Consider the following 25,001-nt stretch of genomic DNA (forward strand, 5'->3'; position numbering starts at 1 on the left):
TCTAATTACCTTAGATGCCATAAAAATATTCAGTCCGCACACTCATGAATAAACATTAAGACCTGTACTGTCAACATGCCATTTATTAATGATATATTAAACTTTATTAATAACCCGTGACAGTAGTGCCCGATTAATACTTCTGCAGAAGAAATTATTTCCCTACGCGTCAGAAAAAAATAAACAAGAGAATTATCTTTGCTGAGTTAATAGCCAAATAAAATAACGATAAGCAACATGATATTGCATTAGATTGAGAAAGAACTGATGGGGATAACGTTCATACCGCCCTCACCCCGGCCCTCTCCCTGAGGGAGAGGGAGGAAAGAGGTAATGCCCTCTCCCTTAAGCAAAGTGGGGAAAGAGGTAATGCCCTCTCCCTCAAGCAAAGTGGGGAAAGTGTTTAAAACATCAGCCAACCGACCAAAGGTGCGATCAACACCATCACTACGCCAGAAAACATCATCACCAGGCTTGCTACCACGCCTTCCTGCGGACCCAATTCGTAGGAGCGAGCGGTACCTGCGCCATGTGACGCTGCACCAAAACCAGCACCCTTTGCCATTCCTTCACGAATAGCAAGGCGCAAAAACAACACGTCTCCCACAGCCATACCAAATACGCCTGTCACCACCACAAATAACGCCACCAGTTCTGGTTGCCCGCCAAGCGGTTTGGCAGCGGCTAATGCAAAAGGCGTGGTAATCGAGCGCACAGCCAGGCTGCGCTGAATTTCGTCGGAAAGGGTAAATAAGCGTGCCAGCCAGACTGAACTAGTGACAGCCACCACCGTTGCGGTGATAACGCCGGCTGTGAGTGACATCCAGTGGCGTTTAATCACCCTGAGATTGTCATAAACCGGCACCGCAAAAGCGATGGTCGCCGGGCCAAGTAGCCACAATAGCCAGTGCGCTTCACCCATGTAATTTTGATAGGAGATGTGGCCAAAAATGAGCATCGCCACCAGCAGTAATGGCGTTAATACCAGCGGCATTAATGGCAACTTTCGGAAACGGCGATAGAGTTTTTTATTCGCAAAATAGAGCCCGAGCGTGATAACCAGACACAGCATGCTTAGCTGGAAATTATTCACCGCGTGCCTGCCTGCGGGCTTCTCGCGCCAGTTCAAAACGATAGACTTTATCCACCACCAGCGCAGTAGTACCGAGTACCAGCGTGGTGCTGATAGCAATCACCAGGAAAATGCGCCAGCCGTCGACCATTAGTAGTTCGGCGTAATTCACCACCGCGACCACGGCGGGGACGAAGAACAACAACATTTCAGCCAGCAACCAGCGAGAACCTGCCCGTACCCATTTCAGGGGCACCACGCGAAAAACGATTAACGCCAGCAGTAACAGCATTCCTACCAGGTTCGCAGGCAGCGGCAAATGCCACCATTCCACCAACTGTTGGGCAAAAATAAACAATCCCGCGTATAGCGCCACTTGTACTGGCACCTGAATACGGCGAAAAAAAACTGGCGTAAATTCACGTAACGCCACGGCCATGAGAGCCACACTCCAAAAAAAGATCAGGTGGCGATTATAGTTAGCCAACTTCATTGAAAGAAATGAATTAAAATCATCAGAGGTATAGTCAACGGGAATAGTTATGGACATCAGGACACTGCGTTATTTTGTTGAGGTGGTTCGCCAGCAAAGTTTTACCCGCGCTGCCCAGAAGATGTTCGTCACTCAGCCGACCATCAGTAAAATGCTGCGCAATCTCGAAGATGAACTGGGCTGCACGCTGCTGATTCGCGATGGCCGCAAGCTGTTACTCACCGACACCGGTGAGGTAGTTTATCAGCACGGTTTGGCAATTTTGGCGGAGTTTCGCCAGTTGGAAGCCGAACTTGGTGATATTAATCATCTCAATAAAGGTGTACTGCGCCTTGGTATTCCCCCGATGGTCGGCATGTTGATGGCAGGGCCAATTAGCCTGTACCGCCAGCGTTACCCTGGCGTCGAGCTGAAGATTTCCGAATTCGGGGGTTTGACGGTGCAACAGGCGGTGCTTAATGGCGAGCTGGATTTAGCCATGACCGCGTTACCCGTTGATGACGAACATACCTTTTCCACGCTGCCGTTGATCCAGAATCCGCTGTGCGTTCTGGTGCCACGATCTGGCCCGTGGACGACGCGCACCAGCATCGACCCTATTGAACTTGCCGCGCATCCGCTGCTTATCTACAACGAAGATTTCGCCCTGAGCCGCCAGCTCATTCAGCTGTTTCAGGAGCATGGATTTACGCCGCGTATCGCGGTGCGTAGCGGGCAATGGGATTTCCTTGCCGCGATGGTACAAGCGGGTGTTGGAATTGCGATTTTGCCAGAAACGATTTGCCAGAAGCTGGATAAAAACACCTTGATGTGGCTGCCGTTAAACAGCGATTTGACGTGGCAACTGGCGATGATTTGGCGTGAAGGGGTTTATATTTCGCAAAGTGCGCAGGCGTGGATTGCGTGTTGTAAGGAGTTTTGGCCGGTTTAGAACAGAGTAAATAGCATCAATTATTTACGGATATAAAATCCAATGTGGATTATATGTCCGTAGTTATATTGTTACAAGAAAGCTCTGATATAGAGATTTTATTGATCCACCTTAAGAAATCGATATTTCAATTACGTAACATCGGCCAAAACACTGAATGACTACAATTCATCGTATAAAAGGAATTAACATGAGAAGTGCTTCCATACAACTGATCTCCCGGACTGGTGGAAAGTATAACCACTATAGTCAAAATGATTATATCGTGAAAAATAAATGGGGACATGCGGACCCCTCTAAAAGACAGGGAGCATGGATTGGCAATAATCATGACAGTAAAGGCTACGTGACTGAATATGGTGTAGAAGGCGGAGTTTGTCTGGGACTGGCGGGAACATACCTGATGGCGGGTAAAAACTGGGAGACATTCAAGCCGTATATCGCAGCCGAAAGGGGGAAAGGCTTAGTCCGTGGCATCGTGAATTACCAGGAGCAATTAAGCAAAATTGGCAACATGGCGGCGATGAAAACGGTACTTCATACTATTCTCAAGAATAATAATGTGAATTTTATTAATGAGAATAGAGTCTCCCCAACAAATACTGCTGAAGAAATCAGCACTGGAATATTAAATAATATAGAGCAAGGGTTTGGTTATCATTTGTCTATTAAAAGAGCCGGGGGTGGACACTCATTAGCAATACGCCAGGAACAGGGCAAAATAAAATTGTTTGACCCTAATTATGGAGAAGTAACTTACCCTTATGAACAAGGGCGTTGTGAGGGAATGGCTACATTTCTGACGCATCTCTTTTCTCAATATTATAATAAGTACTTTCTTATCTCGATTGAGCGCTATGCCTTAAATTAACGCTCTTCATCCTCTCCCCCTGCTGAGGGAGAGGAACCGGGAAGATTATTGCTGCTCGACCAATAGCGCTTCGAGCAAATCGAGATCGTGCAGCAGCTTCATTAAAGTGTCGTTGCTGATTTTCTGCGTCGCGCGTAAATGATAAAGCTCGGCGCGTTCGGAACGTAACGCGGCCAGACGGAAGCGGCGCTCAAGGTTCTCTTCAAGCTCGCTACTTTCCATATCATTTCGCCCATCAGCACGGCGGCGCAAGTTCCCTATCACGCGTGAGCTCACCTCTTTGAGCAGCTGATCGTCAATGTTCTCGTTGACGTCAGATTGCAGGCGTTCTTCCATTTTCTCAATGGCGGTGATCGCCACTTCAGCCGTGGCGGCACGGGCAATACGCTCTTCCTGGCGCGCCATCGATTTGTCAGGGACTTCGACATTGCGCAGCAGAATCGGCAGCATGATCACCCCGACTAACAGCGAGAATAAAATCACCCCAGCCGACAAGAAAATAAGCTCATAACGTGCCGGGAATGGCGTGCCATTACCGAGTAACAGCGGGATGGAAAGCACACCAGCAAGCGTAATTGCCCCGCGTACACCGGCGAACGAAGCAATACACAGCTCGCGCGTGGAAAAGGAACCGAACTCCAGCGGGCGTTTTTTCATAAAGCGCAAGCTGAGGCGTTTCATGGTCCACAGCCACAAGAAACGTAAGCCGATGAGGGCAAAATAGATAAGCCCGATGTCAACAAATAGCATCCACAATTCGACGTTCGGATCGGCGTTTGCGGCAGCAATCGACGTTTTCATGATGTCTGGTAATTGCAGGCCCAGCAGCAAGAACACCATGCCGTTGAACACAAACTCGAGCATCGCCCAGACGCTATTGGCACGCAGGCGCATCGCCAGTGGAGCACTGCGCAACACACCAGAACGGGTGATCGTCATACCGGCGGCCACGGCGGCCAGGATGCCGGAAACGCCAATGTGTTCAGCAATCAGGTAAGAAGCAAACGGCAGCAGTAACAGCAGCAGGATTTGCGTGGCGGGTTCGTCACCGCTCCAGCGGCTCATCAGGCGCAGTGATTTTCCGTACAGCCAACTGACGGCAATCCCCGCCAGCAGGCCGCCAATCGCCACTTTGAAGAACTCGAAGGTCGCTCCGCCGACGCTAAAGACCATCGACCCAACCGCCACCGCGACGGCCATTTTTAACGATACCAGGCCGGATGCGTCGTTCATCAGCGCTTCGCCCTGCAATATCCCCATAATTTTCTTAGGAATGCGCCCTTCTCCAACGATACCGGAAAGCGCCACGGCATCGGTCGGTGAAAGCACCGCCGCCAGAGCAAATGCCGGAAGTAGCGGAATGCCTGGCACCAGGTAGTAAATCAGGAAGCCAATGCCGACCACAGTGACCAGCACCAGAACCAGCGCCAGGCCAATGATTTCCCTCCCGTGACGAAGAAATTCGTTGGTCGGTGTTTTCCAGCCATCGGCAAACAGCAATGGCGGAATAAACAGCACCAGAAAGAGTTCCGGATTGAAATCAACATGCAAACCGAAGTGAGGCCAGGCAAGCACGGCACCTATCGCAATTTGCATTAACGGAAGCGGGATCTGGAACGGCAGCATACGTGTAGCCACACCAGAGAGCGAAACCACAAGGGTCATGATGAGAATAGTAAAGAAGATTTCCATGCTTTCCTTAGTCGCAGTGTTTTGTGAAACCCTTTTTGCAGGATGTTGTTATACCCAATAGTAAAACAACTTTTTACACAGGAAGGAAACAGGAAAAGATTTGATTGGTTTTGAAAGGAGTATTCAGAGTTTTTGCTCTAAATAATTCGAGTTGCAGGTAGGCGGCAAGAGAGCGAATCCCCAGGAGCTTACTAAAGTAAGTGACTGGGGTTCGCGAGTGCAGCCAACAACCCTGCAGCTTGAAGTATGACGAGTAAAATTAAATTGCCCAACCGCCTGCATAGAATGCGACTAAGGCGATTGCAATAGCCACGGTACCGATGTTCAGCTTGCGCCATTCACCAGAAACAACGCGGCCAATGACCAGCGATGCAAAGCCAATCATGATGCCGGTAACGATGTTACAGGTCAGCACGATGAATACCGCAGTGATCAGGCCAGCCATGGCATCAACGAAATCAGCGAAGTCGATTTTTGCCACGTTGCTCAGCATCAGCAGACCCACATACATCAGCGCCGGAGCGGTGGCGTAAGCAGGAACCAGATAAGAGAGCGGAGAAAGGAACAGAATCAGCAGGAACAGCACGCCGACGGTGATGGCTGTCAGACCGGTTTTACCGCCCGCCGCAGTACCTGCCGCAGACTCGATGTAAACGGCCGCTGGCGCTGCACCCACCAGGCCTGAGAACACGGAGCTCAGGGAGTCGGTAGTCAGTGCTTTACCGCCATCAATGATTTGACCGTCTTTATCCAGCAGATTTGCCTGGCCCGCGACAGCACGGATGGTGCCGGTTGCATCGAATACCGCCGTCATCACCAACGCCAGAACGCTCGGTAACACCACTGGATTCAGCGCGCCCATAATATCCAGGCTACCAATCAGTGAATTGCCCGCTTCATCTTTCAGCGATGGCATCGCGAAGATGCCAGAGAAATGCACGGTTGGATCGAAAATCAGGCCAAAAATAGAAATACCGATGATGGTCAGCAGAATGCCGCCAGGGACTTTCAGCTTTTCCAGACCGATGATGACCGCCAGGCCAATCAAAGACATGATGACCGGGAAGCTGGCGAAATGGCCCAGTGCAACGGGCAAGCCATCCAGCGGGTTTTTGATAACCAGGCCGACTCCGTTTGCTGCAATCAGCAGCAGGAACAAGCCGATACCAATACCCGTGCCATGCGCAACACCCATCGGTAAGTTACGCAAAATCCAGCTACGAATGCCGGTTGCAGAGATGATGGTGAACAGCACACCCATCAGGAAAACGGCACCCAGAGCAACAGGCACACTGATGTGTTGACCTAATACCAGGCTAAATGCGGTAAAGGCAGTCAGTGAAATAGCGCAACCAATGGCCAGCGGCAGGTTTGCCCACAGGCCCATCACCAAAGAGCCAACACCGGCGACCAGGCAAGTTGCCACAAAGACCGCCGCAGGAGGGAAACCTGCTTTACCGAGCATGCCCGGCACGACGATCACGGAGTACACCATCGCGAGGAAAGTGGTTAAACCCGCCACCACTTCCTGACGAACGGTACTGCCACGTGCAGATATTTTGAACCAGGCATCGAGACCGCCGGTTGCACGCGGAGAATGATTAGACATAGTGAAAAATCCCCTGAGATTTTTATGATTACGTTGGTATGCGTGGTTGGCAGACCGCTGCCAATTAAACGTTCAAATTCTTAAAGAATACGAATTGATCCCTGTGCTGCGTTTGCGACAAAAAAGGGGCGTCACAAAAAAAGCAAACGTTTAACTCCGCGCATACAAACTGAGCGTCAAAATTAAGGCAAACGATTATCCGGCCTTCTTACATGGATTTTCAACCGAACTTTGCCGCTTTTTGCGGAAAAAAGCGTTAGCAGGCGAAATTATCGCCACCTCATGCGCAAACGTTATCGTCAATGCGCAATTTAGCAACAATGATGCAAGATACTGGTTATATATTTTCCTGACTCATAGGATTTTTCGATAGAAGGAATTAAGGGATGTCGAACGGCCCACCTTGCTGAATTGCTCTCTGCCAGGCAGGGCGCATTTGCACTTTACTGTGCCAATTCTGGAGATTGGGTAAATCGTTGATGCCGCCGCGAGAGAGCAGCGCGATAACCGGGAAACTCATCTGTATATCTGCCGCACTAAACGCCTGGCCTGCAAACCACGGATTTTTTTGTAGCGAATCTTCGAGATAACGCGCATGGGTCATAATCTGTTTATTCAGATAGGCCTTTTGCACACCTTGCCCCAGTAGATTACCAACCGGACGCAGTAACCACGGAACAGGCTCTTTTCCCAGGCTACCGAAAACCAGTTTCATCATTAGCAATGGCATTAACGATCCTTCGGCGTAATGCAGCCAAAAGCGATAACGCAGTTTTTCCTGGCTGGAAATCGGTTTGAAGCGGCTTTCTAAATCGTAGGTTTCTTGCAGATATTCAATGATTGCCCCTGACTCGGCGAGAATATTGCCGTTATCTTCCACCACTGGCGACTTCCCTAACGGGTGCACAGATTTTAATGACTCAGGTGCCAGCATGGTCGGTTCGCGCTGATAGCGAACAATCTGGTACGGCACTTGCAGTTCTTCAAGCATCCATAAAATACGCTGCGAGCGGGAGTTATTGAGGTGATGGACGATAAGCATGAGTCAACCTTCTGTTTAACAAGATGAGTTAACTATAGGTAAATGAGCAAAAAGTGAAGTATTAGAACTGTACAAAAAAGATGCAAATCACCTTGAAACCTGGCCGAAGGGATCTACAATTAAGTTGTCAGCGCAATCCGGAACCTCCTGAGAATGTGTGATTGAGGGACGCTGATGTCGGGGGAAACCCTCCTTGCGAAAAGCGGGATAGATCGAAAGACAAAGACCGGGAACAAACTAAAGCGCCGAAGTTGGGCGCTTTAGTTTTGCCTGCCATTCCATCGCTTCACGCCAGTGTTAATCCTCAAGAAGACGCGCGCCCGTCCCCTGCTCACCGAGTTTATCGCCAGGATTGCGCAATGGACAATCGGCACCCGATAAACAGCCGCAACCGATGCAGCCATCCAGTTCATCCCGCAATGCGGTTAATGTATGAATGCGCCGCTCCAGCTCTTCACGCCATTGTGACGACATCTTTTTCCAGTCGTTTTTATTAATTTTATGCCCATCAGGCAGCACACCAAATTCTTCACCAATCGTCGCCAGTGGAATACCAATGCGCTGGGCAATCTTAATAATCGCCACGTTTCGCAGCACATCACGCGTGTAGCGCCGTTGGTTGCCGCTATTTCGTACGCTTTTGATTAATCCTTTGCTCTCATAGAAGTGCAACGCAGACACGGCGACGCCGCTACGCTTCGCCACTTCGCCCGGACTCAGTAATGATTTAAAGCGCGGTGATTTCTTTTCCATTTTGCTCTTTACCTCAAGTTAACTTGAGGAATTATACTCGCTGCCAACAAATCCGGCTATGGGGATGGTTTATGGCACACCAGGATATTATTCAAACATTGACTGAATGGATTGACGATCACATTGATCAGCCGCTGAGCATTGACGCTGTGGCAAAAAAATCTGGTTATTCAAAATGGTATCTACAAAGGATGTTCCGTACCGTGAAACGCCAGACGTTGGGTGAATACATTCGTCAGCGCCGACTACTGATGGCGGCGAAAGAGTTACGCAACACTCAGCGCCCGATTTTCGATATCGCGATGGATTACGGTTACGTGTCTCAGCAGACTTTTTCACGCGTTTTCCGCCGTGAGTTTGACCGCACACCAACCGACTATCGCCATCACGCCTGACGCTGTCCGCTAAATATTTGTACCTGAGTTCATCGAAAAAACGGAACAGAAAATGTGCTGCTCAAGTGGCTATTAAAAGAACGATTGTGATATAGTTCACAAATCCTGTGAAACAGGAATTCTCTTACATTTTCGTTCCGAGGCACAGATTCATGGCGGCAATCACAACCAGCGTTTTGCTAATGCGCTGGCCTTTAGTCAGTGCGGTTTTGATGTTTTTAGCCAGCACGTTGAATATTCAATTTCGCAAATCTGATTACGCGTTTTTAGCCGCGATCAGCAGTGGCCTGGGCATCGCGGCTTCATTGTGGTTTGCGACCGGTTTATTGGGCCTGACATTGGCCGACTTCCCGGTTATCTGGGAATCGTTTAAAGACATTATGATTGAGATCTCAAGCCACACCCCACCTGAATGGCCGATGGTGATGACCTGATCAAATTGAGGGGGCAAAGCCCCCTCTAGTTCATATTGACCACTGCAATCAAACTGTTTTACTGCTTCGACAACCCATCAAACCAGCTTTTCCATTCCGGCACCGCTGTCGCAAACGTACCACGATGATCGGTTTCCCCAGTGGAAATGGCCTTCACCATCGAGTCACCCTTCTGCACTGCATAAGTCATTGCCATACGCGCATCGTCTACCGGAACGGCTTCATCCGCGTCGCCATAATAATTGCGCACCGCAGAACGGTAATCCCATTTGTAGGCTTCGGTCTGACTGAGCAATTTCCCGAAAGCTGACGCTTTTAAAGCCTGAGGATCGTACATTTCAGGGCGAAGCAGGATATGCAGATCCGTCGGGATCGCACCGGTGTACGGCGTGCGGTCGTAAGCTGCTTTTGACATCGTATAGTACTTATCGGCAATCACGGATCGCGCTAAGTCAGGCGAATCGTAATAGTTTTCGAAGGAGAAGGCGGCAAGGATGAAAATGCTATTCAGCCAGACCGCAGGATGCGCTTGCGGTGTGTAGAGCGCACCACTCACCAGCGCATATAAATCCAGCGGCGCGCTAGCTGTCGCAGTGGCATCGACCTTCACACCCATAACATCAAGTTTTTGCAGCAATGACATCGAAACAAAGCCGCCTTGCGACCAGCCTGCAAGAAAGAGTTTATTGGTCGAAATATTCTTCTGCTTCAGTACGTTCCGGCTGGCCATTAGCATGTCATAAGTCGCCTGCTGATGGCTGGCTTTCACCATGTACCCTTCAGGCTCTGTCGACGTGCCAAGCCCAAAGTAATCCGCACCAATCAACACATAACCCTGGCCTGCGAACTGAGCAATCATTAGCTGAGTTTCCGGGGATTGGTCAGGGAATGATGGCACTTGTTGACGCCCGTAGACCGTGCCGTGCTGGTAGGAAACCATCGGTAATGTATGTGTTGTTGCCGCGTTATCCGGTATCGCCAGCAAACCTGATGCTACGGTTGGTTTATTTCCCATGTTGGGAATCACTGAAGCGTAAGTGACTCGGTACAGATTGACGGCATTGCGTGCCGGTGTGTAGATGGTATGAACACCGAACTGCTGAGGCGTATCGGTTTTCAGGATACGATTCAAACGATCGACATCCCAGCGTTCCAGAAATTCGATTTTTGTTTGTACCGCTGGCGGTGAAGTCTGAGCAGTGGTTTTTGATGGAGTTTCACTTCCACCACACGCGGTCAGTAATAGCGTAACAATACTGGCGAACAGCCAGGAAACAACAACTGGCATGCGGACGGGTCGAGACATAACGGATTATTTCCCTGTTTAAATTAAGCGGCCCGCGTGAATAGTTGTCATCACGGGAGGGTTTACCGAATTATTGATTTGGTTTGCTGCCCAGGCTTTTGGGTATTCGTACAGGCGAAAATCGGTGCGCAGATTTTACTCTTTTTGCCGCTTCGTCTGAGTGACGGGAATCCAGGTATTAGGATTTATCTGACATCATTAGAAATGTATTAATGGGTTTTTGAAGTTATTAAATCTAATAACTGTTGATAACGTATTCATCTATAAATAAAAAAACCCCGAAAAGATCGGGGTTTGATAACAGGTTTCTTAACGATGATTTCTAAAATTAATTTTAGAAAGGAATGTCGTCGTCGAAGTCCATTGGTGGTTCATTGTTAGATGGTGCTGGTGCGCTCTGCTGCGGACGAGATTGCGCGCCGCCGCTGAACTGGTTGCCACCCTGCTGCGGTTGCTGAGGCTGACCCCAACCACCTTGCTGCTGACCTGGGTTACCGCCACCTGCTGGAGCACCGCCTGCTGCACGGCCACCCAGCATTTGCATGGTGCCGCCAACGTTAACCACGATTTCGGTGGTGTATTTTTCAACGCCTGCCTGGTCAGTCCATTTACGCGTCTGCAATGCACCTTCGATATAAACCTGGGAGCCTTTACGCAGGTATTCACCCGCGACTTCTGCCAGTTTGCCAAACAGCACTACGCGGTGCCATTCAGTCTTTTCTTTGGTTTCGCCGGTTTGCTTATCGCGCCAGGACTCTGACGTGGCCAGAGTAATGTTGGCAACTGCGCCACCATTTGGCATGTAGCGTACTTCCGGGTCTTGACCCAGATTCCCGACGAGAATCACCTTGTTTACGCCTCTGCTGGCCATGGTCGTGTCTCCTGAAACGTTTAATAAGTAGTGTAAACCCTCGATTCTACCACGCCACCCCTAATCTTTATAGCTGCGGGATGCATTCCAGAATGTCTTCGGGGTATACATTGTTGCATTAAAACACTGGATATTCATTCAGGTTTTATTGTGTCATAATTAGCCGTTTGTGATCGTCGGCGGCCTCCAGTGCGGCCTGGCAAAAAGCGTTTAAACCGGGAAAGGTGAATGGATAAGATCGAAGTTCGGGGCGCCCGCACCCACAATCTCAAAAATATTAACCTCGTTATTCCACGCGACAAGCTGATTGTTGTGACTGGGCTTTCGGGTTCTGGCAAATCCTCACTGGCTTTCGACACCTTATACGCCGAGGGGCAGCGTCGTTACGTTGAGTCCCTTTCCGCCTATGCGCGTCAGTTCCTGTCATTGATGGAAAAGCCGGATGTCGACCACATTGAAGGTTTGTCGCCGGCGATTTCTATCGAGCAGAAATCCACTTCGCACAACCCGCGTTCAACCGTCGGCACCATCACTGAAATTCATGACTACTTGCGCCTGTTGTATGCGCGTGTCGGTGAACCGCGTTGCCCGGACCACAATGTCACGCTGGCAGCACAAACGGTCAGCCAGATGGTCGATAACGTTTTAGCGCAGCCGGAAGGTAAGCGCCTGATGTTGCTTGCGCCGATTATTAAAGACAGAAAAGGCGAGCACACCAAGACGCTGGAAAACCTGGCAAGCCAGGGTTATATCCGCGCGAGGATCGACGGCGAAGTGTGTGATCTCTCCGATCCGCCAAAGCTGGAATTACAGAAAAAACATACCATTGAAGTGGTGGTTGACCGTTTCAAGGTGCGTGAGGATTTAGCACAGCGCCTGGCTGAGTCGTTTGAGACTGCGCTGGATTTGTCCGGTGGGTCTGCGGTTGTCGCCGATATGGACGATGAAAAAGCAGAAGAGTTGCTGTTCTCTGCCAACTTTGCCTGCCCGATTTGCGGCTACAGCATGCGCGAGCTGGAACCGCGTCTGTTCTCGTTCAACAATCCGGCCGGTGCCTGCCCAACCTGTGACGGGCTTGGCGTACAGCAATATTTCGACCCGGAACGCGTGGTGCAAAACGGTGAGCTTTCGCTGGCTGGCGGTGCAATTCGCGGCTGGGATCGCCGTAACTTCTATTACTTCACCATGATGCGTTCACTGGCAGAGCATTATAAGTTTGATGTCGAAACGCCATGGAACGAACTGAGTGCCAGTGTGCAAAACGTGGTGCTGAATGGTTCGGGTAAAGAAAGCATTGAATTCAAATATATAAACGACCGTGGTGATACCTCGGTGCGCCGCCATCCGTTTGAAGGCGTTCTGCATAATATGGAACGTCGCTATAAAGAAACCGAATCTTCCGCGGTGCGTGAAGAACTGGCGAAATTTATCAGCAACCGTTCATGCGCAAGCTGTGAAGGTACGCGTCTGCGCCGTGAAGCACGCCATGTGTTTGTTGAAAACACGCCGCTGCCAACTATCTCTGATATGAGCATTGGTCATGCGATGGAGTTCTTCCACAACATGAAGCTCAGTGGGCAACGTGCGCAAATCGCTGAAAAAATCTTGAAAGAGATTGGCGATCGCCTGAAATTCCTGGTGAATGTCGGCCTGAATTATCTGTCACTTTCCCGTTCCGCAGAGACACTTTCGGGCGGTGAAGCGCAGCGTATTCGTCTGGCAAGCCAGATTGGCGCGGGTCTTGTGGGCGTGATGTACGTGCTCGATGAGCCGTCAATCGGCCTGCATCAGCGCGATAACGAACGTTTACTGGAAACGCTGATTCACCTGCGCGATCTCGGTAATACCGTGATTGTCGTCGAGCACGACGAAGATGCGATTCGTGCCGCAGACCATATTATCGATATCGGCCCGGGTGCGGGTGTTCACGGCGGCCATGTCGTTGCCGAAGGCACCATGCAGGATATTATCGATGCGCCGGAATCTCTGACCGGGCAGTTCCTCAGCGGTAAGCGTGAAATTGCGCTGCCGAAACACCGCGTTCCCGCTGACCCAGAGAAGGTGTTGAAGCTGGTTGGTGCGAAGGGCAACAACCTGAAAGATGTGACGTTGACGCTGCCCGTCGGCTTGTTTACCTGCGTGACCGGGGTTTCTGGTTCCGGTAAATCGACGCTGATTAACGATACGCTTTTCCCGATTGCTCAAACCCAATTGAACGGTGCAACGCTTGCAGAACCTGCGCCGTACCGCGAAGTTCATGGTCTGGAGCATTTCGACAAAGTTATTGATATCGACCAAAGCCCGATTGGCCGTACACCACGTTCAAACCCGGCGACTTATACTGGCGTGTTTACACCAGTGCGCGAGCTGTTTGCGGGCGTGCCGGAATCCCGTGCGCGAGGTTATACGCCAGGGCGTTTTAGCTTTAACGTGCGTGGCGGGCGCTGCGAAGCGTGCCAGGGCGATGGCGTGATCAAAGTCGAGATGCACTTCTTGCCGGATATTTACGTGCCATGCGACCAGTGCAAAGGGAAGCGCTATAACCGCGAAACGCTGGAAGTTAAGTACAAAGGTAAAAGCATCCACGAAGTGCTGGATATGACCATTGAAGATGCTCGTGAATTCTTTGATGCCGTACCGGCGCTGGCGCGTAAGCTGCAAACGCTCATCGACGTAGGCTTGTCTTACATTCGGCTTGGGCAGTCAGCAACGACGTTGTCAGGCGGTGAAGCACAGCGTGTGAAACTGGCGCGTGAGCTTTCTAAGCGTGGCACTGGCCAGACGTTGTATATCCTTGATGAGCCAACCACTGGCCTGCATTTTGCCGATATCCAGCAGTTGTTGGAAGTTCTGCATCAGTTGCGCGATCAGGGCAACACCATTGTGGTTATCGAACATAACCTGGACGTGATTAAAACGGCAGACTGGATTGTCGACCTTGGCCCAGAAGGCGGTAGCGGCGGCGGAGAGATTCTGGTTTCCGGTACGCCAGAAACCGTCGCGGAATGCGAAGCTTCACATACCGCTCGTTTCCTCAAACCTTTGCTGAAGTAGTCAGTCAGAGAGCTGCTGCCTGGTTTCCTGTGGCAGCAGCGATAATGCCTGCTGGTAAGAGGCATCCACCAGATAATAAATTTGCGAGTCGGGCAGCGACCCATCCAGATATAACGTGCTCCAGTGTGCTTTGTTCAAATGCGCACTGGGGAACACGTCTTTGTGGCTCTCACGCAGTAAATCAGTCAGCCCCGGACTGGCTTTTAACGAAACAGCCGGGCGTGCTTCGATGTCATGCACCATGGCATACATCACATCCGCTACTTTGATTTGTGTGGCCTTCCAGTCGCTATGAACAGTTTGTTCCGCTCCGGGTTTGTTCATGCAGTACTGCAATAGCTCCGAATTGGTCATTTTTTTCCCCTTTTACCTGCTCCAGTGGATTCAATGTCGCGCCCAGTTTATGAAACTGGCACCTCTAAGTGTGCGAGCAACTCACCAAAAGGTAAAACCCGACAGGGGATTTTTGATGAAAAAAACGGCGACTTGCTTGCGCGCATCGCCGTCTAATATCAGTCAATATGATCAATATTCAGAGTTAACAATCACTTCCTCGCCAAAAGCCCCGGCTTTTGGCAGCGGTTGGTAGCTGGAATTCGAAGCGCGTAATAAACGGATGCCACGGGCACCTACATCTTGAGCGGCGGTAATATCACCGTCAGAATCGCCGTAGAACACTTTGATTTTCTTATCTTTCAGCCATTGGGTTTTGGTATTTTGTCCAGGTTGGTCACCGGCAAAAATAACTGGGTTTACATTGGCTTCCGGGATTAAGAAGTCTTTTTGCAGTGTCTGAGTTACGGTTTCGGTTTTAGTTTGGCTGCGGCCAGTCACAAAATAGATGCTGTCACCTCGTTTGAGGTGCATGGCGATAAGACTTTTCGCGACTTCTTTCGGCATGCTGAAGTCATCCCAGCCGTTGTTCATTTTTTCCCAGAAAGATGGGTTTTTCAGGTAATCCTGTTTGCCCGGTGAGAATTCTTTTTGCCCACGGTAAAAGCCTGGGCTTGAGAACAGCACCGTGTCGTCAATATCGAAACCCACCGCCATCGGCGCACGCCCCATCAGGCTATTTTCAATTTGAGCGACAGAAACCCAGTGAATGGGGACTTGCTGTGCTAACTGCGCAACGGTGACGCCAGGATTCAGAGGAGCGGGTGCAGATTCCTTAGCAACGGCAGACTGGTTCAATCCTAATAACAAACACGCGGCACTTAATGCCAGGGTAATTTTACGCATCGTTTTCCCTTTATTTTCATCAGTTTTTATCGTTAGAAAGTGGAACAACTGGTCAAAAACCTACCCGACCATACTCGCGAGAGGCTGATAGTAAAAGGAATTTATCAGGATTTGTCATAGAAAAAGGTGATGATCACAGAATTGAATTTGTGAAGAATCACCCTCATCCCAGCCTTCGCCCTCAGGGCGAAGGAGTAAACCAGAATTAATGTGAGTAAGTACTCACATTACAGCAGCAAACGCCTGCGCCACGCGCTGTACGTTATTGCTGTTTAGCCCCGCGACACACATGCGTCCGCTGGCAATCAGATAGACACCAAACTCATCACGCAGACGATCGACTTGCTCCGCACTCAGGCCGGTATAACTGAACATCCCACGTTGTTGCAGCAGGTAGTCGAAGTTACGTTCCGGCATTTCAGCCCGCAGTACTGAAACCAGTGCCTGGCGCATATCGAGAATACGGCGACGCATCGTTTCGACTTCTGCCAGCCAGTTGGTTTTCAGCTGTTCGTCGTTCAGAACCGCAGCGATAACCTGCGCACCGAAGTTTGGCGGGCTGGAATAGTTACGGCGCACGGTAGCTTTTAGTTGGCCCAATACACGGCCTGCTGTTTCGGCATCGTCACAGACGACCGATAACCCGCCCACGCGTTCGCCATACATTGAGAAAATCTTGGAAAATGAGTTGCTGATTAAAGCTGGCAGGCCAGCGCTGGCAACTGCGCGAATCGCGTATGCATCCTCTTCCATACCCGCGCCAAAACCCTGATAGGCAATGTCGAGGAACGGAATTAAGTTACGCGCTTTGAGGATTTCAACCACCGCATCCCACTGCGCATCCGTCAGGTCAGAACCTGTCGGGTTATGGCAGCACGGATGGAGCAACACGATACTTTGCGCAGGCAGCGTGTTCAGGGTTTCCAGCAACGCTTCGAAGCGCACACCATTGGTTTCGCTATCAAACCACGGGTAGGTATTCACCTTAAAACCCGCACCACCAAAGATTGCGATGTGGTTTTCCCAGGTCGGATCGCTGACCCATACCTGTGAATCCGGAAAATAGGTTTTCAGGAAGTCCGCACCCACTTTTAACGCACCAGAACCGCCAACGGTTTGAATGGTCGCGATACGTTCTTCAAGCAGCGCAGGATGGTTTGCGCCAAACAGCAGCGGTGCAATCGCGCTGCGATAGCTGCTCAGGCCTTCCATCGGCAGGTAAAGCGATGCGTCATGTGGTTGAGAATTCAGGCGTTTTTCAGCTTCTTCAACAGCCTGCAACTGCGGGATGACCCCATCTTCGTTGTAATAGAGGCCAATGCTGAGGTTTACCTTGTCACTACGCGAGTCAACTTTGAAACGTTCCATTAAGGAAAGGATTGGGTCGCCAGCATAGGCGTCAACTTTTTGAAACACGGTGAGGTTCTCCTGGTTTACAGTGTTGCGGACAACCACTGTAAACCGGAAGCTGGGGAAAGATCGAGAGGTTTATCGCGGGAATTTGTAGGGTGGATAAGCGTTAGCGTCATCCACCAGATTGCGTCGGATGACGCTAACGCTTATCCGACCTACAAAAGTAAAAATAAAGGGGGAATTAATCCAGGTATTCCATCGCAACCCTTGAAGTCAGGCGCGTGATAAGTTCGTAAGCACTCACTTTTGTGATTTCAGCGATGCGCTCAACCGGCAAATTGTCACCCCACATCACCACGCTATCGCCCACTTTGTCTTCTGATTGTGGGCCGAGGTCGACACAAATCATGTCCATGGCGACACGCCCGACAATCGGCACTTCCCGGCCATTCACCAGCACAGGTGTACCAGATGGTGCCGCGCGCGGGTAACCGTCGCCATAACCCATCGCCACCACACCCAGACGTGTATCGCGCTCAGCAATCCAGGTGCCGCCGTAACCCACTGCTTCACCGGCTTTATGTTGACGCACGGCAATCAGGCTGGAAGTCAGTGACATCACCGGCTGGAAGCCAAAATCGACGCCCCACGGTTTTTGCTCAAGAGGTGAAACACCATAAAGAATGATACCTGGGCGAACCCAATCCATATGCGAGTCCGGCCACAGCAAAATGCCACCAGACGCGCTAATAGAACGCTGTCCTGGTTTGCCTGCGGTAAACGAATTGAAGATATCAAGCTGGCGCGGTGTGGCGTCGGATTCCGGTTCATCAGCGCGGGCAAAATGGCTGACGATATTCACCGGCTGGCTGACGTTTTTACAACGTGAAAGACGCTGATAAAACGCTTCGGCTTCTTCAGGCAAGATGCCCAAACGGTGCATGCCGGTGTCCAGCTTCATCCACACGGTAATCGGCTGGCTTAACTCGGCCTGCTCCAGCGCTTCAAGCTGCTCGATACAGTGAACGGCAGTCTGGAAATTCTGCTCAGCAATGGTCGGCAGATCGCTTGCATTAAAGAAGCCTTCGAGCAGCAGAATGGGCTGAGTGATTCCTCCTGCGCGTAAGCGAACACCTTCTTCAAGGCGGGCGACACCAAAGGCGTCGGCATCAGCCAGGGTTTGGGCAGTCTCCAGCAGACCATGCCCGTATGCGTTTGCTTTCACCACCGCCACCATACGGCTGGCAGGAGCCAGTTCGCGCAGGCGTTGCAGGTTGTGTCGCAGAGCGCGGCGGTTAATTTTTACGGTTGCCGCTTGCATGTTCGTTCCTTGCTAAAATTTAATATTTGATTACGCAAATCCTCAAAATCATTCGCGTCACAACAAGGCGGCAAGAGAACTCGTCCCGACGAGCTTACGCAAGTAAGTGATTCGGGCGAGTGAGCGCAGCCAACGCAGTTGTGGCACGAAGGATGACGAGGATTTAGTCTTCGTCGTATTGCGGGCCAGCGTAGTTATCAAAGCGTGAGAACTGCCCGTTGAACGTCAGGCGCACGGTGCCGATTGGGCCGTTACGCTGTTTACCGAGGATGATTTGCGCGATGCCTTTCTCGTCACTGTTATCGTTATAAACTTCGTCCCGGTAGATGAACATGATTAAGTCGGCATCCTGCTCGATGGAGCCGGATTCACGTAAGTCGGAGTTGACCGGGCGTTTATCGGCACGTTGTTCCAGGGAGCGGTTAAGCTGCGAGAGCGCGACGACCGGCACCTGTAGCTCTTTTGCCAGCGCCTTTAGCGAGCGCGAAATCTCAGCGATTTCCAGAGTACGGTTGTCGGAAAGCGACGGCACGCGCATCAATTGCAGGTAGTCGATCATGATCAGGCTCAGGCCGCCATGTTCGCGGTAGATACGGCGCGCACGTGATCGCACTTCCGTTGGCGTCAGGCCTGATGAGTCATCAATGTACATATTGCGTTTTTCAAGCAAGATGCCCATGGTGCTCGAAATACGCGCCCAGTCTTCATCATCCAACTGGCCGGTACGGATTTTGGTTTGGTCGACGCGTGACAGCGACGCCAGCATACGCATCATGATCTGCTCGCCTGGCATCTCGAGGCTGAAAATCAGCACCGGTTTTTCCTGCAACATCGCGGCGTTTTCACACAGGTTCATCGCAAACGTGGTTTTACCCATCGATGGACGCGCGGCCACGATAATGAGGTCGGAACGCTGTAGACCGGCCGTTTTTTTGTTCAGATCATGGTAGCCCGTATCCACGCCCGTCACACCATCGTGTGGGGTCTGGAAGAGCGTTTCGATACGCGAAACGGTCGCTTCGAGGATTTGGTCGATGCTTTTTGGGCCTTCGTCTTTATTCGCGCGGCTCTCAGCAATCTGGAACACGCGTGACTCGGCCAGATCGAGTAAATCTTCGCTGGTACGCCCTTGCGGGTCATAACCGGCATCGGCGATTTCATTCGCCACGGCAATCATTTCACGAACAACGGCGCGTTCACGCACGATGTCGGCATAAGCACTGATGTTCGCAGCACTTGGCGTATTTTTAGATAATTCGGCCAGATAGGCGAAACCACCAACGCTTTCGAGGTTGCCCTGTAATTCCAGAGACTCAGAAAGCGTGATCAGGTCGATGGGCTTGCTCATTTCGAGCAAACGCTGCATTTCGGTGAAGATCATGCGGTGTGGACGGCTGAAAAAATCGTTAGCCACGACGCGCTCGGAAACGTTATCCCAGCGTTCGTTGTCCAGCATTAAACCGCCCAACACCGATTGCTCCGCTTCCAGAGAATGTGGCGGCATTTTCAGCCCTTCCATCTGACGATCGCGGGGTTCTTTCGGTTTGTTGAAGGGTTTATTTCCTGCCATAGTGAGGGAGTTACCAAAATCAGATAAGAGGAACGAGAGTTTACTCTATCTCCCTCCGAGGAAACAGAAGGAGTTCTCATGGCAACGCGCATTGAATTTAGTCAACATGGCGGCCCTGAAGTCTTAAAAGTTGTTGAATTCACCCCAAACGCCCCAGCAGAAAATGAAGTACAAGTTGAGAACAAAGCGATTGGTATCAACTACATTGATACCTATATTCGCAGTGGTTTATACCCGCCACCGATGCTGCCAAGTGGCCTCGGTACTGAAGCTGCAGGTGTCGTCAGTAAAGTTGGCAGTGCGGTCACGCATCTTAAAGTCGGTGATCGAGTTGTCTATGCGCAATCCGGGCTTGGTGCCTACAGCAGCGTGCATAACGTGCCAGCGGATAAAGCCGCAAAACTGCCCGATGCCATCTCTTTCGAACAAGCCGCCGCGTCATTCCTCAAAGGGCTAACTGTCTATTATCTGTTGCGTAAAACCTACGATATTAAAGCCAACGAAGTTTTCCTGTTCCATGCCGCCGCCGGTGGTGTGGGTCTTATCGCCTGCCAATGGGCCAAAGCGCTGGGTGCCAAACTGATTGGTACGGTGGGTTCGGCGCAAAAAGCAGAAAGCGCCAAAAACGCCGGTGCCTGGCAAACCATTAACTATCGCGAAGAGAATCTTGTCGAACGCGTAAAAGAGATGACAGGCGGCAAGAAAGTCGCAGTTGTTTATGATTCGGTGGGGAAAGATACCTGGGAGGCATCGCTGGATTGCTTACAGCGCCAGGGATTGATGGTGAGTTTTGGTAATTCATCTGGCCCGGTTACCGGGGTGAATCTGGGGATTCTTAACCAGAAAGGCTCGCTGTATGTTACTCGCCCGTCACTGAATGGTTACGTGACCACGCGTGAAGAGCTGGAAGAAGCTTGCAATGAGCTGTTCTCATTGATTGCCAGCGGCGTGATAAAAGTCGATGTGGCTGAAAACCAGAAATTCGCCTTAAGCGATGCCGCTTTGGCACATAAAACGCTGGAGAGCCGTAGCACGCAAGGTTCTAGTCTGCTGATTCCATAAAAGAATTTGGGCCTCCCGAGGGAAGCCCATTCTTTTTTTGTTCGCACGGTATGTAGGGTACAGCGCGATGAATTCGTTTTTCGTGACCCAGTAATATTGTCAGATTTGGTAAATAATTGATACGCCACAGCCTGCAAACTTAGCCAGAAAGATGCGAGGTTGTGATCAACTCCGCAATACCTGAGCAACTAGCCAGGTTATTACCGACAAAAGTTAGCGCTTGTCCGCAACCAATGACAACGCATGTTCCACGACATCAATCCCGGCACCGGCTTTGTGGGCGTTTTCACTCAGATAACGACGCCACTGGCGTGCACCCGGAATCCCCTGGAATAAGCCCAGCATGTGGCGGGTGACATGGCCAAGATAAGTGCCGTTTGCCAGTTCACGCTCTATGTACGGATACATGGCACGAACCGCAGCAACGGTGTCGACTTCCGGCGCATCAATACCAAAAATTTCACGGTCAACCGCGGTCAGCAGGCCTGGGTTCTGATAGGCTTCGCGCCCGACCATGACGCCATCCATATGTTCCAGATGGGCTTTTGCCTCTTCCAGCGTTTTGATACCGCCGTTGATGGCCATCGTCAGGTGTGGGAAATCACGCTTGAGTTGATACACGCGCGGGTAATCCAGCGGCGGAATTTCACGGTTTTCTTTCGGGCTTAGACCCGAAAGCCACGCTTTACGGGCATGGATAATGAACTTCTCACATTCGCCCTTCCCGGCAACTGTACCGATGAAATCACACAGGAATTCGTAGCTGTCCTGGTCATCAATGCCAATACGCGTTTTGACGGTGACGGGAATAGAAACCACGTCGCGCATCGCTTTGATGCAATCGGCAACCCGCTGGGCATCAGCCATCAGACACGCGCCAAACATACCATTTTGTACACGGTCAGATGGGCAACCTACGTTGAGGTTAATTTCGTCGTAGCCACGTTCTTCAGCCAGTTTCGCGCATTGCGCTAAAGCCGCCGGATCGCTACCCCCCAACTGCAACGCGATAGGATGCTCGTCTTCGCTGTACGCCAGATAGTCCCCTTTGCCATGAATGATCGCACCGGTGGTCACCATTTCGGTGTACAGCAGTGTCTGGCTTGAAAGCTGACGCAAAAAATAGCGGCAGTGGCGGTCAGTCCAGTCAAGCATCGGCGCAATAGAGAAACGATGTGGCTGGAAGAGGGTCTGGTTTGTTTGTGAGGACATAGGCACTGGGCGTTTACGGGCTACGGTTAAAAAAGGGTCGCCACTATAGCATAAAGCAGCGCCGGGACACTCGCTCGTCCCGACGGCTATTTTCATCAGAAGGTCATGCTAAGCTGTGCCCCTGCCCCCCAGGTTTCGTCTTCGCCGTACAGCCCCATTAAATCGATGTGAACGCGATTAAATGGCGCAAAGCCAACCCCACCGGTAAAGACGTTGCTATCGTTTGATTTGACGTCAGCCCGGTAACCGGCGCGCACCGCAAGCCACGGCAGCGGCGTAACTTCAGCGCCCACGCCAACGTACTGTGAATCGTCTTCGCTTTTGAAACCTTTTGTTTCGGTGAGATCGCCGTCGGCGCTAAGGGTGATGAAATCGTTATGCCAGGCTAAGCCCGCCGTCACTAACGGGCGAATCTGATAAGTGTCTTTATAGTTGACGGTTTCGCCCGTCCTGCCATTAGTGATCAAGATATCTTTGGTATCAATGTCATGTGAAATCAGGTTCTGGCCGCTCAGACCGACAGTCCAGTTTTCGCCAAAATCAGCTGCCACACCCGCATCAACGTTAAAGCCAGTGTCGTCGTTACGATAGCGGCTATTTTTCCAGTCGCTGCTGTCGTAGGAATAGATTGATGTGGTGTAGTTGTACAGCCAGGTTTTTTGCAGTTTCGGCGTGATGCCAACAGAGACAGGCACGCCGTTTAGATCAAACTGTTTCGCCAGCGCCACACCATAGTCGGAGACAATTGCGCCGCGCCCAGATGCAGTGGAGTTGAGATTGCTGGTGATAACATCAGAGCCATTAACGGCAGCATCTAGTGCGACTCCCCCGGCAACAACCCTGGAATTCGCGATGCTGTGCAGATAATCAATATCTTGTTGATCAATAGAGGAACTCACATGTGCTCGCGCATAGGCTTTTGCGACAAATGCCATCGACAGCACATCATTTGGAATACTGACTGCGATACTCGCCCCGGCTTTCGCGTTTGCTGTTTTACCTCGCAGATCTTCCAGTTCGCCAGCCAAACTCCCCGCAGCGCCCTGAAGCTGACCAAGTGAACCATTTGGGTTTAAAAGGATATCCTGCAGGGTAAGATCGTCGATAACGTTCTGGTATTGATCGACCGTATCGCTAATGCCATCAATCTGATCCTGCAGGTTATCTTTATCTGTCATTTGCCCGCTCACGGAGGGCAAAATAACTGTCACTGAGTCGTCCTGTTTTGCCTTTGCCAGCAGCGCAGGGTTTGTTAGCACTCCACTTCCATAACTCGCTGAAGCAACGCCCGTCCCCCCCATTGCATCACTACGAGCTTCTGACCAGGTACCTGCCGCACTGGCTTGATTTGCCACAAATAAAGAGGCGGCGCTGAACGCCACCAGAGTTTTAATTTTTTTCATTCACCGCTCGCCCGTCTGTTAATCAGATTTCATAACTTGCCCCTGCCAGTTATGACTGAACAGAGGCGGACTATTGCTGTGAATAAAAAGCTAAAAAGGGGGATGTTTATCCCATCGAAATCCCGTTTCTCTCCATCAGGATTATGAGTTCAAAAATTCCCTGTAAACATATTTATAGTTTACCGTTCGGTTTTCGTGAAGGATGGCCGTCATGTGGGCCAAAAAACTGCGGCGGGTGGTCAATCCAGCGATCCTGGCGTTGTGCGGCATAGCTCGCGTTTAGCGGGTAATAAATTCGGTTTTCGGCTTTGTTGGCCTCACCCACAATTAGCAACCGGACTTCATGCTCGGTGTTGTTGATGAAGGTATGGCAGACGCCCGTCCCAGCTGGGAAACCAACACTATCACCCGGTTCAAGTGAGTAAAGGTGGCCGTTAATCCACACCTGTGGATGCCCTTCCAGAACATAAGCAAACTCTTCCTCGCTACTTTCCGCATGCGGATAGGACGTCCGGCGACCAGGGAGCAGGCGCTCGTGGTGAATCCCCAGGCGTGTTAGCCCAAGTTTGCGAGCCAATGGCGCGCCAATGGAAAACAATTCAGTACTGTCTGGATAAGTTGAGTCATCTTCACCTTCCAGTTCTTTCCAGTGACGAATGCAATCAGGTTTATTCATAGCAAACTCCGGGATAGTCATCTCAAAAGGCTGTGGCCAGCATGGCGCACCACTCGGCGTTTATTGCGCGTTGTGATAGAGTGTAGGGCTAATCTACAGGGGAATGCTGATGGACATCACGACTTCACAAAACGTGTTAGCGCAGGCTGAAAAACTATGCGAACAGCGTAATGTGCGCCTGACACCACAACGCCTGGAAGTGTTGCGTTTATTGACGCAGCAAGCGGGTGCAATCAGCGCTTATGATTTGCTGGATTTACTTCGCGCCAGTGAACCGCAAGCTAAACCCCCGACGGTGTATCGTGCGCTCGATTTTCTTCTCGAACAAGGCTTTGTCCATCGCGTCGAGTCAACCAACAGCTATGTTTTGTGCCATCTGATTGATCAGCCGACTCACTCATCAGCGATGTTGATTTGCGACAGGTGTGGCGCGGTGAAGGAGCATAGCGCGGAAGGTGTGGAAGATATTATGAATCAACTGGCTGCCCAGTCAGGATTTGCTCTACACCACAATGTCATTGAGGCGCATGGTTTATGCAGCGCGTGTGCGGAAGTTGAAGCCTGTAGCCACCCGGAAGAATGCGGGCATGACCACACCATTCAGAGTAAGAAGAAGTCACGCTAGCCTGAACCCGAAATAAT

At 50.9% G+C, this 25,001-nt stretch carries 23 protein-coding genes; 7 read left to right on the forward strand and 16 right to left on the reverse strand.

Annotated elements, in window-relative coordinates:
* Positions 1 to 403 precede the first annotated feature (403 nt).
* Both MES37_RS05385 and MES37_RS05390 read right to left on the reverse strand, forming a co-directional pair.
* A complete protein-coding gene (locus tag MES37_RS05385; protein WP_064541172.1) occupies positions 404 to 1,093 on the reverse strand; it encodes an LrgB family protein in 690 nt (229 codons plus the stop codon).
* Positions 1,086 to 1,511: a CidA/LrgA family protein gene (locus MES37_RS05390; protein ID WP_064541309.1), complete on the reverse strand. Its 426-nt coding sequence runs from the start codon at positions 1,509 to 1,511 to the stop codon at positions 1,086 to 1,088. Before MES37_RS05390 ends, MES37_RS05385 begins: the two co-directional genes overlap by 8 nt.
* Before the next feature lie 103 nt (positions 1,512 to 1,614).
* Here MES37_RS05390 and MES37_RS05395 point away from each other — a divergent pair, with 103 nt between their 5' ends.
* Both MES37_RS05395 and MES37_RS05400 read left to right on the forward strand, forming a co-directional pair.
* Positions 1,615 to 2,496, forward strand: a complete 882-nt coding sequence (locus MES37_RS05395) for a LysR family transcriptional regulator (protein ID WP_064541175.1) — start codon at positions 1,615 to 1,617, stop codon at positions 2,494 to 2,496.
* 190 nt (positions 2,497 to 2,686) lie between these two features.
* A complete protein-coding gene (locus MES37_RS05400; protein WP_232887088.1) occupies positions 2,687 to 3,367 on the forward strand; it encodes a YopT-type cysteine protease domain-containing protein in 681 nt (226 codons plus the stop codon).
* 45 nt (positions 3,368 to 3,412) lie between these two features.
* On the opposite strand, the gene MES37_RS05405 is transcribed toward MES37_RS05400, so the two are convergent.
* The 4 genes from MES37_RS05405 to soxR all read right to left on the reverse strand — a co-directional run bounded on the left by MES37_RS05405 (position 3,413) and on the right by soxR (position 8,463).
* Positions 3,413 to 5,059, reverse strand: coding sequence for a Na+/H+ antiporter (locus tag MES37_RS05405; RefSeq protein WP_064541181.1), 1,647 nt, complete (start codon positions 5,057 to 5,059; stop codon positions 3,413 to 3,415).
* Positions 5,060 to 5,318: 259 nt separating this feature from the next.
* Complete coding sequence (locus MES37_RS05410) at positions 5,319 to 6,668, reverse strand: NCS2 family permease (RefSeq protein ID WP_064541185.1); 1,350 nt, start codon at positions 6,666 to 6,668, stop codon at positions 5,319 to 5,321.
* A 379-nt stretch (positions 6,669 to 7,047) separates the two neighbouring features.
* The gene (locus tag MES37_RS05415) at positions 7,048 to 7,710 is read right to left on the reverse strand and encodes a glutathione S-transferase family protein (RefSeq protein ID WP_121814528.1); all 663 of its coding nucleotides are present in this window, start codon (positions 7,708 to 7,710) and stop codon (positions 7,048 to 7,050) included.
* 297 nt (positions 7,711 to 8,007) lie between these two features.
* Positions 8,008 to 8,463 (reverse strand): redox-sensitive transcriptional activator SoxR, encoded by a 456-nt coding sequence (gene soxR, locus MES37_RS05420; RefSeq protein ID WP_064541190.1) that lies wholly within the window; start codon positions 8,461 to 8,463, stop codon positions 8,008 to 8,010.
* Positions 8,464 to 8,534: 71 nt separating this feature from the next.
* Here soxR and soxS point away from each other — a divergent pair, with 71 nt between their 5' ends.
* Complete coding sequence (gene soxS / locus MES37_RS05425) at positions 8,535 to 8,858, forward strand: superoxide response transcriptional regulator SoxS (protein ID WP_064541192.1); 324 nt, start codon at positions 8,535 to 8,537, stop codon at positions 8,856 to 8,858.
* Between the two features lie 152 nt (positions 8,859 to 9,010).
* The gene (locus tag MES37_RS05430; protein ID WP_064541194.1) at positions 9,011 to 9,292 is read left to right on the forward strand and encodes a YjcB family protein; all 282 of its coding nucleotides are present in this window, start codon (positions 9,011 to 9,013) and stop codon (positions 9,290 to 9,292) included.
* A gap of 58 nt (positions 9,293 to 9,350) precedes the next feature.
* Here MES37_RS05430 and MES37_RS05435 read toward each other — a convergent pair whose 3' ends face one another.
* Both MES37_RS05435 and ssb1 read right to left on the reverse strand, forming a co-directional pair.
* The gene (locus tag MES37_RS05435; RefSeq protein WP_237930330.1) at positions 9,351 to 10,598 is read right to left on the reverse strand and encodes an alpha/beta hydrolase family protein; all 1,248 of its coding nucleotides are present in this window, start codon (positions 10,596 to 10,598) and stop codon (positions 9,351 to 9,353) included.
* Between the two features lie 334 nt (positions 10,599 to 10,932).
* Complete coding sequence (gene ssb1 / locus MES37_RS05440) at positions 10,933 to 11,469, reverse strand: single-stranded DNA-binding protein SSB1 (RefSeq protein ID WP_064541197.1); 537 nt, start codon at positions 11,467 to 11,469, stop codon at positions 10,933 to 10,935.
* A 228-nt stretch (positions 11,470 to 11,697) separates the two neighbouring features.
* Between ssb1 and uvrA the strand changes: the two genes are divergently transcribed.
* A complete protein-coding gene (gene uvrA, locus MES37_RS05445) occupies positions 11,698 to 14,523 on the forward strand; it encodes an excinuclease ABC subunit UvrA (RefSeq protein WP_121814529.1) in 2,826 nt (941 codons plus the stop codon).
* Here the strand turns inward: uvrA and MES37_RS05450 are convergent, their stop codons facing one another.
* The 5 genes from MES37_RS05450 to dnaB form a co-directional block, all read right to left on the reverse strand.
* On the reverse strand, positions 14,524 to 14,877 hold the full coding sequence (locus tag MES37_RS05450; RefSeq protein WP_064541203.1) for an MmcQ/YjbR family DNA-binding protein: 354 nt from the start codon (positions 14,875 to 14,877) through the stop codon (positions 14,524 to 14,526).
* Between the two features lie 171 nt (positions 14,878 to 15,048).
* Complete coding sequence (gene aphA, locus MES37_RS05455; RefSeq protein WP_064541206.1) at positions 15,049 to 15,762, reverse strand: acid phosphatase AphA; 714 nt, start codon at positions 15,760 to 15,762, stop codon at positions 15,049 to 15,051.
* A gap of 222 nt (positions 15,763 to 15,984) precedes the next feature.
* Positions 15,985 to 17,178: an aromatic amino acid transaminase gene (gene tyrB, locus MES37_RS05460; RefSeq protein ID WP_064541208.1), complete on the reverse strand. Its 1,194-nt coding sequence runs from the start codon at positions 17,176 to 17,178 to the stop codon at positions 15,985 to 15,987.
* 178 nt (positions 17,179 to 17,356) lie between these two features.
* Complete coding sequence (gene alr / locus MES37_RS05465) at positions 17,357 to 18,436, reverse strand: alanine racemase (RefSeq protein ID WP_133523044.1); 1,080 nt, start codon at positions 18,434 to 18,436, stop codon at positions 17,357 to 17,359.
* A gap of 163 nt (positions 18,437 to 18,599) precedes the next feature.
* Complete coding sequence (dnaB, locus tag MES37_RS05470; protein WP_064541215.1) at positions 18,600 to 20,006, reverse strand: replicative DNA helicase; 1,407 nt, start codon at positions 20,004 to 20,006, stop codon at positions 18,600 to 18,602.
* Between the two features lie 78 nt (positions 20,007 to 20,084).
* On the opposite strand from dnaB, the gene MES37_RS05475 reads away from it, so the two are divergent.
* The gene (locus MES37_RS05475) at positions 20,085 to 21,068 is read left to right on the forward strand and encodes a quinone oxidoreductase (RefSeq protein WP_064541218.1); all 984 of its coding nucleotides are present in this window, start codon (positions 20,085 to 20,087) and stop codon (positions 21,066 to 21,068) included.
* Positions 21,069 to 21,281: 213 nt separating this feature from the next.
* On the opposite strand, the gene dusA is transcribed toward MES37_RS05475, so the two are convergent.
* The 3 genes from dusA to MES37_RS05490 form a co-directional block, all read right to left on the reverse strand.
* Positions 21,282 to 22,280 carry a tRNA dihydrouridine(20/20a) synthase DusA gene (gene dusA, locus MES37_RS05480; RefSeq protein ID WP_237930332.1) on the reverse strand — a complete coding sequence of 333 codons (999 nt, stop codon included), beginning with the start codon at positions 22,278 to 22,280 and terminating at the stop codon, positions 21,282 to 21,284.
* Positions 22,281 to 22,375: 95 nt separating this feature from the next.
* On the reverse strand, positions 22,376 to 23,683 hold the full coding sequence (locus tag MES37_RS05485; protein ID WP_237930334.1) for a conjugal transfer protein TraF: 1,308 nt from the start codon (positions 23,681 to 23,683) through the stop codon (positions 22,376 to 22,378).
* Between the two features lie 172 nt (positions 23,684 to 23,855).
* The gene (locus tag MES37_RS05490) at positions 23,856 to 24,359 is read right to left on the reverse strand and encodes a cupin domain-containing protein (protein ID WP_064541224.1); all 504 of its coding nucleotides are present in this window, start codon (positions 24,357 to 24,359) and stop codon (positions 23,856 to 23,858) included.
* A gap of 109 nt (positions 24,360 to 24,468) precedes the next feature.
* Between MES37_RS05490 and zur the strand changes: the two genes are divergently transcribed.
* Positions 24,469 to 24,984 (forward strand): zinc uptake transcriptional repressor Zur, encoded by a 516-nt coding sequence (zur, locus tag MES37_RS05495; RefSeq protein ID WP_064541227.1) that lies wholly within the window; start codon positions 24,469 to 24,471, stop codon positions 24,982 to 24,984.
* The last annotated feature ends 17 nt before the right edge of the window (positions 24,985 to 25,001 follow it).

Source organism: Buttiauxella sp. S19-1 (assembly GCF_022134725.1).
Taxonomy (GTDB): Bacteria; Pseudomonadota; Gammaproteobacteria; order Enterobacterales; family Enterobacteriaceae; genus Buttiauxella; species Buttiauxella ferragutiae.

Bases quoted from the DNA above. Each gene is read 5' to 3' on its own strand.
- alr (WP_133523044.1), bottom strand. From the start codon at position 18,436: ATGCAAGCGGCAACCGTAAAAATTAACCGCCGCGCTCTGCGACACAAC.
- MES37_RS05415 (WP_121814528.1), bottom strand. From the start codon at position 7,710: ATGCTTATCGTCCATCACCTCAATAACTCCCGCTCGCAGCGTATTTTA.
- aphA (WP_064541206.1), bottom strand. From the start codon at position 15,762: ATGCGTAAAATTACCCTGGCATTAAGTGCCGCGTGTTTGTTATTAGGA.
- MES37_RS05405 (WP_064541181.1), bottom strand. From the start codon at position 5,059: ATGGAAATCTTCTTTACTATTCTCATCATGACCCTTGTGGTTTCGCTC.
- MES37_RS05485 (WP_237930334.1), bottom strand. From the start codon at position 23,683: ATGAAAAAAATTAAAACTCTGGTGGCGTTCAGCGCCGCCTCTTTATTT.
- soxR (WP_064541190.1), bottom strand. From the start codon at position 8,463: ATGGAAAAGAAATCACCGCGCTTTAAATCATTACTGAGTCCGGGCGAA.
- MES37_RS05450 (WP_064541203.1), bottom strand. From the start codon at position 14,877: ATGACCAATTCGGAGCTATTGCAGTACTGCATGAACAAACCCGGAGCG.
- MES37_RS05490 (WP_064541224.1), bottom strand. From the start codon at position 24,359: ATGAATAAACCTGATTGCATTCGTCACTGGAAAGAACTGGAAGGTGAA.
- MES37_RS05400 (WP_232887088.1), top strand. From the start codon at position 2,687: ATGAGAAGTGCTTCCATACAACTGATCTCCCGGACTGGTGGAAAGTAT.
- MES37_RS05390 (WP_064541309.1), bottom strand. From the start codon at position 1,511: ATGGCCGTGGCGTTACGTGAATTTACGCCAGTTTTTTTTCGCCGTATT.
- MES37_RS05435 (WP_237930330.1), bottom strand. From the start codon at position 10,598: ATGTCTCGACCCGTCCGCATGCCAGTTGTTGTTTCCTGGCTGTTCGCC.
- MES37_RS05410 (WP_064541185.1), bottom strand. From the start codon at position 6,668: ATGTCTAATCATTCTCCGCGTGCAACCGGCGGTCTCGATGCCTGGTTC.
- MES37_RS05395 (WP_064541175.1), top strand. From the start codon at position 1,615: ATGGACATCAGGACACTGCGTTATTTTGTTGAGGTGGTTCGCCAGCAA.
- soxS (WP_064541192.1), top strand. From the start codon at position 8,535: ATGGCACACCAGGATATTATTCAAACATTGACTGAATGGATTGACGAT.
- dusA (WP_237930332.1), bottom strand. From the start codon at position 22,280: ATGTCCTCACAAACAAACCAGACCCTCTTCCAGCCACATCGTTTCTCT.
- zur (WP_064541227.1), top strand. From the start codon at position 24,469: ATGGACATCACGACTTCACAAAACGTGTTAGCGCAGGCTGAAAAACTA.
- MES37_RS05475 (WP_064541218.1), top strand. From the start codon at position 20,085: ATGGCAACGCGCATTGAATTTAGTCAACATGGCGGCCCTGAAGTCTTA.
- ssb1 (WP_064541197.1), bottom strand. From the start codon at position 11,469: ATGGCCAGCAGAGGCGTAAACAAGGTGATTCTCGTCGGGAATCTGGGT.
- MES37_RS05430 (WP_064541194.1), top strand. From the start codon at position 9,011: ATGGCGGCAATCACAACCAGCGTTTTGCTAATGCGCTGGCCTTTAGTC.
- uvrA (WP_121814529.1), top strand. From the start codon at position 11,698: ATGGATAAGATCGAAGTTCGGGGCGCCCGCACCCACAATCTCAAAAAT.
- dnaB (WP_064541215.1), bottom strand. From the start codon at position 20,006: ATGGCAGGAAATAAACCCTTCAACAAACCGAAAGAACCCCGCGATCGT.